At 65.9% G+C, this 8,525-nt stretch carries 8 protein-coding genes and 1 pseudogene; all 9 read right to left on the bottom strand.

What is annotated here, in order from left to right; translation table 11 throughout:
- Positions 1–390 (bottom strand): annotated as a pseudogene (locus DBR23_RS30685) (electron transfer flavoprotein subunit alpha/FixB family protein); the annotation flags it as partial.
- Positions 391–1,140 (bottom strand): electron transfer flavoprotein subunit beta/FixA family protein, encoded by a 750-nt coding sequence (locus DBR23_RS13535; RefSeq protein ID WP_108498599.1) that lies wholly within the window; start codon positions 1,138–1,140, stop codon positions 391–393. It lies immediately after the preceding pseudogene.
- Between the two features lie 32 nt (positions 1,141–1,172).
- Positions 1,173–2,738, bottom strand: a complete 1,566-nt coding sequence (locus DBR23_RS13540) for a class I adenylate-forming enzyme family protein (protein WP_108498600.1) — start codon at positions 2,736–2,738, stop codon at positions 1,173–1,175.
- Between the two features lie 8 nt (positions 2,739–2,746).
- Positions 2,747–3,760 (bottom strand): tripartite tricarboxylate transporter substrate binding protein, encoded by a 1,014-nt coding sequence (locus tag DBR23_RS13545; protein WP_108498601.1) that lies wholly within the window; start codon positions 3,758–3,760, stop codon positions 2,747–2,749.
- 174 nt (positions 3,761–3,934) lie between these two features.
- Positions 3,935–4,942, bottom strand: a complete 1,008-nt coding sequence (locus DBR23_RS13550; RefSeq protein ID WP_108498602.1) for a tripartite tricarboxylate transporter substrate binding protein — start codon at positions 4,940–4,942, stop codon at positions 3,935–3,937.
- A 78-nt stretch (positions 4,943–5,020) separates the two neighbouring features.
- On the bottom strand, positions 5,021–6,268 hold the full coding sequence (locus DBR23_RS13555) for a CaiB/BaiF CoA-transferase family protein (RefSeq protein WP_108498603.1): 1,248 nt from the start codon (positions 6,266–6,268) through the stop codon (positions 5,021–5,023).
- Positions 6,265–7,101, bottom strand: a complete 837-nt coding sequence (locus DBR23_RS13560; protein ID WP_108498608.1) for an oxepin-CoA hydrolase, alternative type — start codon at positions 7,099–7,101, stop codon at positions 6,265–6,267. Before DBR23_RS13560 ends, DBR23_RS13555 begins: the two co-directional genes overlap by 4 nt.
- A gap of 4 nt (positions 7,102–7,105) precedes the next feature.
- Positions 7,106–8,239, bottom strand: coding sequence for an acyl-CoA dehydrogenase family protein (locus tag DBR23_RS13565; protein ID WP_108498604.1), 1,134 nt, complete (start codon positions 8,237–8,239; stop codon positions 7,106–7,108).
- Between the two features lie 10 nt (positions 8,240–8,249).
- A partial coding sequence (locus tag DBR23_RS30690; RefSeq protein WP_255581692.1) for an acyl-CoA dehydrogenase family protein occupies positions 8,250–8,525 on the bottom strand: 276 nt, incomplete at its 5' end.

The following is an 8,525-nucleotide window of genomic DNA, read 5'->3' on the forward strand; positions in this document are numbered from 1 at the left end:
ACCGGCGTAGATGGGGCGCTCGAAGGTGTCAGGAGAGACGACCTTGGTGATGTCGCTGATCTGGGCGACGTCCAGCTTGGCGGCCACGCGGGGGGCCACGTTCTTGCCGCTGGCGGTGGCGGGGAACAGGATGTGGCTGTAGTTGGAGGCGATGGCGAGCACTTGGGCTGCCACGTTTTCTGCGAGGCCGTGTTCCAGGCCTGCTGCGTCGGCGTGGATGACCTTGGCGACTCCGGCGATGCTGGCGGCAGCTTGTGCGGCAGCACCGGCATTGTGGCCGGCCACCAGCACGTGCACGTCGCCGCCGCAGGCGACGGCGGCCGTGACGGTGTTCAGCGTGGCGCCCTTGATGGACGCGTTGTCGTGTTCAGCAATAACGAGTACCGACATTTAGATCACCTTCGCTTCGTTCTTGAGTTTCTCGACCAGGGCGGCCACGTCGGCCACCTTGATGCCTGCGCCGCGCTTGGCGGGTTCGGTCACCTTGAGGGTCTTCAGGCGCGGAGCAACGTCCACACCGAGGTCTTCGGGCTTGACGGTATCGAGCTGTTTTTTCTTGGCCTTCATGATGTTGGGCAAGGTGACGTAGCGGGGCTCGTTCAGGCGCAGGTCGGTGGTGATCACTGCGGGCAGCGAAAGCTGCAGGGTTTCCAGGCCGCCATCCACTTCGCGGGTCACGCTGACCTTGTCTGCAGCCAGTTCGACCTTGCTGGCGAACGTGGCCTGGGGCAGGTCGGCCAGGGCCGCCAGCATCTGGCCGGTCTGGTTGGCGTCGTCGTCGATGGCTTGTTTGCCCAGGATGATGAGCGAGGGTTGCTCTTTGTCCACCAGGGCTTTGAGGAGCTTGGCCACGGCCAGGGGCTGCAGTTCGACGTCGGTTTCCACCAGGATGGCGCGGTCGGCGCCAATGGCCATGGCGGTGCGCAGGGTTTCCTGGCATTGGGCTACGCCGCAGGAGACTGCGATGACTTCGGTCACCAGGCCTTTTTCTTTCAGGCGCACGGCCTCTTCAACGGCGATTTCGTCAAAGGGGTTCATGCTCATCTTCACGTTGGCGATGTCCACACCTGTGTTGTCCGACTTCACGCGGACCTTCACGTTGTAGTCCACCACGCGTTTCACGGGGACGAGGATTTTCATGGTTGGGTCTTTCTGAAAAAACAGGAAATCAATCAGTGCGACAGCGTGCGGTGCAGGTCGCGCAGCTCGCGCTTGAGCACCTTGCCAATCGCGCTGCGCGGCAGCTCGTCGATGAAATGCAGCGCAGCCAGCCGCTGTGTTTTGCCCGCCCGGGCGTTGTACCAGCCCATGATCTGGGTGGCGTCTTCGGTAGCGCCCGGTCGGCGACACACAAAGGCCACCGGCGTCTCGCCCCACTGTTCGGAGGGCACGCCGGTCACGGCCACGTCCTCCACGGCCGGGTGCTTGCGCAGCTCGGCTTCGAGGTCGCTGGGGTAGATGTTGAAGCCACCGCTGATGACCATGTCCTTGCGGCGGTCCAGCAGGGTCAGAAAGCCCTGCGCGTCAAACCGGCCCACGTCGCCTGTGCGGATGAAGCGCTTGCCGGTGGCGTCAAACCACTCGGCCTCGCGCGTCTTGTCGGGCTGGCGGTGGTAGCCGGTCATCATGCCGGGCGAGTGGCCCACCACCTCGCCGGTGGCACCGGGCGGCAGCTCATTACCCTCTTCGTCGATCAGGCGGATGTCGCTGGTGGACGCGGGCTGCCCCACGGTGTGCAGCTTGTCCGGGTGCTCGTGCGCCGCCAGGATGCAGGTGCCGCCGCCTTCAGTCATGCCGTAGAACTCGTACAGCGCGCCCGGCCAGCGCGCCAGGATGTCGGCCTTGAGCTCTGCACGGAACGGCGCACTGGTGCAGAACTTGGCGCGAAAAGACGACAGGTCAAACTCACCGAACTGCGGCAGCGCCATGATGCGCTGGTATTGCACCGGCACCAGCATGGAATGCGTGGCGCGGATCTGCTGCGCGGTCTGCAGGTAGCGCAGCGCATCGAACTTTGGCATCAGCCGCACGCTACCGCCCCAGCACAGGCCGGGAAAGAACGACACCAGCGTGGTGTTGGAATACAGCGGCGTGGCCAGCAGCGTGACACTGTCCGGCCCGTAGCCCTGTGCCAGGCCGCGCACCAGGTGCGCCCAGCGCATGCCGTGCGATTGCACGATGCCCTTGGGGTTGCCGGTGGTACCAGAGGAATAAATGATGTTGAACGGATGCTCGGGGCCCACGTCCACCGGCGTCGGCGCCGCGCCTTCAGGGGCAAGCCACTCCATCCACGGCATGCCCGCACCGGCGTCGTCCAGCGCCACAAGCGGCAGCGCACCGGCGCCTTCCATCACGGCAGGCGGCACCGCCGCCCTGCCCTGCGCATCGGCAAACAGCAGGCGCGCCTGGGCATCGCCCAACATGGACGCCATGGCCTCGGGCGTGACGGACGGCGCCAGTGGTGCCACCACCACACCCGCACGCAGGGCACCCAGGTACACGGCGGCATAACGCACAGACGACGCGGCGCACACGGCCACCACATCGCCCGACTGCAGGCCCGCCTGCTGCAACGATGCGGCCACGCGGTCCACCAGGGCATCGAGCGCAGCCCAGTCCAGCGCGGAGTCGTCATCGGCCAAGGCCTTGGCCTGCGGGCGCTGCCGCGCGTTGTCACGCAGCAGATCGGAGACCCGGCGGAATGGGGGCAAAGGGGCAGAGGCAGTGGTGTTGGTCATGGCCCCACTTACTCGAAGACGATGCCCTTGTCGCGGATCACCTGGCCCCACTTGGCGTAATCGCCACGCACGCGCTTGGCCATCTGGTCCGGGCCCTGGTAGTTGGCGATGGCACCGGCGTTGAGCAGCTTGTCCTGCACTTCCTTGTCAGCCAGGATGGCCTTGACTTCGGTGCTGATGCGATCGACCACCTCCTTGGGCGTACCGGGCGGGGCCATCAGGCCGCCCCACGACACGGCATCAAAGCCCTTGAAGCCCTGCTCGGCAATGGTGGGCACGTTGGGGATCACCCCCACGCGCTGCGGCGAGCCCACGGCAATCGCACGCAGCTTGCCCGTCTGGATATGGGGCAGCGCCGCCACGAGGTCGGCATACATCATGGGCACCTGGCCGCCCAGCGTGTCGGTGATGGCGGGCACGCCGCCCTTGTAAGGCACATGCTCCATCTCAAATTGACCCAGCTGCTTGAGCAGCTCCATGCTCAGGTGGCCAAAGCTGCCGACGCCCGAGGAGGTGTAGTTGAGCTGACCCGGCCGCGCCTTGGCGTGGGTGATGAGCTTTTGCAGATCGGTCACGGTGGGCATCTGCGCCGGGTTGACCACCACCACGATGGGCAGGTCGTACACGGTAGCCACGGACACGAAATCCTTGGTGGTGTCGTAGCCCGCCTTTTTGTACAGGTGCGGCGCCAGCAGCGTGGGCGTGGCCAGCATCATGAGCGTGTACCCGTCGCCGGGGGTCTTGGCGATCTGCTGCGCGGCCATCGAGCCCGACGCGCCCGCGCGGTTCTCCACCACCACGGGCTGCTTCAGGCGCTCGGCCAACTTCTGGCCGACGATGCGCGAGGCCGTATCGGTGGGGCCGCCTGCCGGGAAGGGCACCACGAGCTTGATCATCTTGTTGGGCCAGGCCTGGGCGTGTGCCGGGGCCGTGCCCAACAGGCCAAGCGCCGACACAGCCGCAGCCGTTGCAAGCACTGCGCGACGTGAAAAGGCGGCGGGAAAAAGACATTGTTTCGTCATCAGAGATCCGTTTTTACTTTCAGCTTTTGTGCTGGCCCACACCCGACGTAACCGGCGCTGCCCAGGCGTGGGCAGCCGCGCAAGGGCCGCCCCGCCGCGCTGGCTGCGTCCCCCTGCCCGCAACGCGCAGCGTTGCGAGAGCGGGGGGAAGGCGCGAAGCGACTCAGGGGGGTGTCAATCTAGTTTCGCGCCAGAAACCTTCACCACCCGCTCCCACACCGGTGCGTCCTTCTTGAACTGGGCGTTGAACTGCTCAGGGCTGCTACCCACAGGAATGAAGCCCATCTGTTGGATGCGCTCGCGCACCTCGGGCATCGCGATCACGGCCTGCAGCTCGGCGCCGAGTCGGGCCACCACTTCAGGCGGCGTCTTGGCGGGTGCGCTCATGCCCACCCAGCCCGTCACCTGGAAGACCTCGTCCTTGATGCCCTGCTCGGCCATGGTGGCCACTTTGGGCAATGCGTCCATGCGCTGCGCGCCGGTCACGGCCAGGGGCTTGAGGCGGCCCGATTCGATGTACGGCCGGGCCGACTGCAGGCTGGCAAACGCCATCTGGAACTGCCCGCCCACGAGGTCCTGCAGCATGGGGGCCTCGCCCTTGTAGGCCACATGGTTCATGTCGGCCTTGTGTTTGTCAGACAGCCATGCACCCGCCAGGTGGGCGTAGGAACCCATGCCCCACGAGCCATAGGCGATCTTGCCCTTGTTACGGTCGATGTAGGCCATCAGCTCCGAGGCGTTGTTGACCGGCAGCTGCGGGTTGACCAGCAGCACCACAGGCGCCAGCGCGATTTGCGTGATGAGGGCCTGATCCTTTTGCGGCTGGTAAGGCAGGCGGTCGTACAGGAACTGGTTGATGAGCATGGTGGTGCCCAGGGACACCAGCAGCGTGTAGCCGTCGGCCGGCGACTTGAGCGCCTGGTCGGTGCCGGTCACGCCGCCGGCTCCGCCGCGGTTGTCCACCAGCACAGGCTGGCCCAGCCGGGCCGAGAGCTTCTCGCCCAGCGCGCGGGCGGTGATGTCGGTGGCGCCACCGGCCGGGTACGGCACGATCAGCTTGATAGGCTTGGCAGGCCAGGCGTCCTTGCCCGCCTGGGCCAGGGCCGAGCCCAGCAGGCCGGTGCTGATGAGGGCGGCCAGGCCCTGCAGGACCCTGCGGCGGGGAATACGGAAGAAGTTCATGTTTGTCTCCGGATGGCAATAGGAAAAGGTTGATAGCGCTTTTTCTGCAAGCGCATTCCGCTATTTTTTTTATAGCTATTAAAGCGGGGGAAGTGTGAGCACACCCTTGTCGCGCAGGGCCTGAAGCTCGGCCTCGGGCAGTTGCAGCAGTTGCTGCAGCACCTCTCGCGTGGCGGCGCCCAGGGTGGGCGGTGCGTTGCGGATGGGCAGGCGCTGGCCATCCAGCCGATAAGGCGGCGCGAATACATGCGTGGTGCCCGCTACGGGGTGGGGCATTTCCTGCAGCAGGCCGCCGCGGCGCGTGCGCTCGCTGGTCAGCGCTTCGTGCAGGCCGGCCACGCGGCCGCAAGGGATGCCTGCAGCGGTCAGGCGTTCGAGCAGCACATCACGCGGAAAGCTGGCAATCAACGCCTTCATCTCGGGCAGCAGGGTCAGTCGATTGCGGGCACGCTCGACGTTGGTGGCAAAACGGGGGTCTTCCACGATGTCCGGGCGCATCACTACCTGGCGGCAGAACTTGTCGAACTGGCTGTTGTTGCCCACGGCGATGATGAGCGGACCATCCTGTGCCTCGAACATGCCGTAGGGCACGATGGACGGGTGGGCGTTGCCGTAGCGCTGCGGGTCGTGGCCCAGCAGCATGGCGTCCAGGCCGTAGTAGCCGGTGATCATCAGGCCGCAGTCGTACAGCGCCATCTCGATGTGGCGGCCCTTGCCCGTACGTTCCCGGCGGAACAGCGCGGCCAGCACAGCCTGCGCGGCGTACATGCCAGTCATCATGTCCACCGCGGCCACGCCGAACTTCAGGGGCGGCTGGTTGGCCTCACCGTTGATCGCCATCAGACCCGCCTCGCCCTGGATCACCAGGTCGTAGCCGGGGCGCTTGGCCTCGGGGCCGGAGCTGTCATAGCCCGCCACCGAGCAGTAGATGAGGTCGGGCTTGATGGCCTTGAGCTGTTCGTAGCCCAGGCCCAGTTTCTCGGCGCCGCCGGTCTTGAAGTTCTGCACCACCACATCGCACTGGGGCAGCAGGTCGCGGATGATCTTCACGCCTTCGGGCGTCTGCAAATCCACCGTGATGGACCGCTTGTTGCGGTTCATGCTGTTGTAGTAAGTGGTCTCGGTCTTGCCGATGCGCATGCCCCAGTCACGGGTGTCGTCACCCCGGCCGGGGTGTTCCACCTTGATGACGTCGGCACCAAAATCGGCCAGCACCTGGCCGCACAGCGGCCCGGCAAACACGCGCGAGAGGTCGAGTACGCGCACGCCTTCGAGCGGAAAGTCCATGCCCTCAGGCAATGCGGGTGTGGGGTTTGTGGAGGTCATTGCGTAGTGTCTTGTGTACCCGCGCCAGCGGCATTGACCTGGCGCAGGCGGGCGAAATCGGCCGGGCGTTTTTCCAGAAACGCACCAATGCCTTCGCGGGATTCTTCGGTGGCTTGCGACTGCACCATGAGCTGTGCTTCCAGCTCCAGCTGGGCGTCCAGTGGCTGCGCATAAGCACTGCGGCACAGCGCCTTGATGCGGCCCATGGCCAGGTCCGGCCCGGCGGCAACCTGCGCGGCCAATGCCAATGCCTGCGTCAGGGCCTCACCCGGTTCGGCCAGTCGGTTGACCGGGCCCAATGCGTGCAGCCGCTCGCCCGAGATGCGTTCGCCGGTGAGGCACAGCTCGGTCAGCACCTGGCGCGACACGAACTCGGCCAGGAAGGCCGTGGCGCCGCCATCGGGCGTGAGGCCCACTTTCACATAGGCCACCGAGAACACGGCATTGCGCGCAGCCACCAGCATGTCGCAGGCCAGCGCCAGCGACAGGCCCGCACCGGCCGCTGCGCCCTCCACCGCCGCGATCACCGGCTTGCGGCAATCGCGCACGGTGCGGATCAGGTCGTGCAGGCCTTCGAGCTTGGCACGACGCTCTTCAATGGGCAGCTCGCGGCGCTTGGCCAATTGGCGCAGGTCACCGCCTGCACAGAAGTGCCCGCCTTCGCCCGTGAGCACGATGGCGCCCACGGTGGGATCGGCCTCGGCCTGCGCCAGTGCCTCGGTCAGTGCCGCGTAGAACGCGGGTGACAACGCATTGCGCGCGGCGGGGTTGTTGTTGGAGAGCACGAGCACCGCGCCCTCGCGGCGTTGCAGCAGAGGCAGTGGCTGCTCCATGGCTTCAGCTCCGGCCCAGCGCGATAAAGCGCGCCAGGTGGTGGTCTTCATCACCAAACTGGTGGTCCACCATGACGAGGCGCTTGGCGTAGTGCGACAGCGGCAGCTCCCACGTCATGCCAATGCCGCCGTGCAGCTGAATGCTTTCTTCAGCCACCAACGCGCCGATACGGCCCATGGTGACCTTGGCGGCCGACAGCGCACGCTCGCGCTCGGTGCGGTCCGTGCTGTCCATCGCGGCCGCTGCGTTGATGACGGCAGAGCGCGCCTGCTCCACTTCCAGCAGCAGGTCGGCCATGCGGTGCTGCAGGGCCTGGAAGCTGCCGATGGGCACACCAAACTGCTTGCGCGTTTGCAGGTATTCCAGCGTGTGCTTCTTGGCAACGTCCATCGCACCCAGCGCCTCGGCACACACGGCCAGAATGCCCCAGCCTACCGCGTGCTCCAGCGTCGCGTAGCCCTGCCCTTCTGCGCCCAGCAGTGCTCCCGCGCCGACATGAACGTTTTGCAAAGTGACTTCAGCCACGCGGCCACCATCGATACGACCCATGCCACGGTGGCTCAGGCCTGCGGCATCGGCGGGAACCAGGAACAGCGAGATGCCGTCTTCATCATCCACAGCGCCCGAGGTGCGAGCACTGACCAGCAACAGCTGGGCCTGGTCGCCATGCAGCACCACGGCCTTATGGCCCGTCAGCAACCAGCCATCGCCACTGCGCACGGCGCGGGTAGTCACGCGGTTCAGGGCATAGTGCGCGCCAGGCTCTTCATGCGCCAGCGTAGCCACCGTACTCCCGTCGATGATGCTGGCGATGTGTTCCTTTTGCGCAGCGCTGCCCGCCAGGCCCAGCGCACGGCCCACCACCAGCGCGCCCACAAACGGCTCCACCACCAAGCCGCTGCCCAGGGCTTCAAACACCACGGCCACATCAAAGCCTGCGCCGCCGAAGCCGCCATCGGCTTCGGGGAAGAGTGCGCCAATCGCGCCCAGCTCGGCAAAGCGGCTCCACAGCGCCGCGTCCATGCCGTTGTCGCCGTAGGCGATGTGGTTGCGCGTCTCGATCCCGTACTGCTCGGCCACAAAACGATTCAGGGTGTCCGCCAGCATGCGGCGGTCTTCGGTATGTTCAAAGTTCATCGCGGCAACCTCACAGGCCCAAAATCATTTTTGAAATGATGTTCTTCTGGATTTCATTGGAGCCGCCAAAGATCGACAGCTTGCGGTAGTTGAAGTAGTTGGCGGCTGCCGTGGCCGCCTCTTTAGGCCCCACGGGTTCGTCGGCATAGCCCTCGTACTGCGCCTCTTCGATGAAAGGCAGCGCGTACGGGCCCACCGCACGGCGGATGAGCGAGAGGATCTCCTGCCGGATCTCGGTGCCGCGAATCTTGAGCATGGAGCTTTCAGCCCCGGGCACGCCGCCACC

This window comes from Acidovorax sp. HMWF018, assembly GCF_003061035.1.
Classification (GTDB): domain Bacteria; phylum Pseudomonadota; class Gammaproteobacteria; order Burkholderiales; family Burkholderiaceae_C; genus Acidovorax; species Acidovorax delafieldii.

What these genes read in the sequence shown, in the direction of transcription:
- DBR23_RS13565 (WP_108498604.1), bottom strand. Translation starts at nt 8,239, where the DNA reads ATGAACTTTGAACATACCGAAGACCGCCGCATGCTGGCGGACACCCTG.
- DBR23_RS13550 (WP_108498602.1), bottom strand. Translation starts at nt 4,942, where the DNA reads ATGAACTTCTTCCGTATTCCCCGCCGCAGGGTCCTGCAGGGCCTGGCC.
- DBR23_RS13555 (WP_108498603.1), bottom strand. Translation starts at nt 6,268, where the DNA reads ATGACCTCCACAAACCCCACACCCGCATTGCCTGAGGGCATGGACTTT.
- DBR23_RS13540 (WP_108498600.1), bottom strand. Translation starts at nt 2,738, where the DNA reads ATGACCAACACCACTGCCTCTGCCCCTTTGCCCCCATTCCGCCGGGTC.
- DBR23_RS13535 (WP_108498599.1), bottom strand. Translation starts at nt 1,140, where the DNA reads ATGAAAATCCTCGTCCCCGTGAAACGCGTGGTGGACTACAACGTGAAG.
- DBR23_RS13545 (WP_108498601.1), bottom strand. Translation starts at nt 3,760, where the DNA reads ATGACGAAACAATGTCTTTTTCCCGCCGCCTTTTCACGTCGCGCAGTG.
- DBR23_RS13560 (WP_108498608.1), bottom strand. Translation starts at nt 7,101, where the DNA reads ATGGAGCAGCCACTGCCTCTGCTGCAACGCCGCGAGGGCGCGGTGCTC.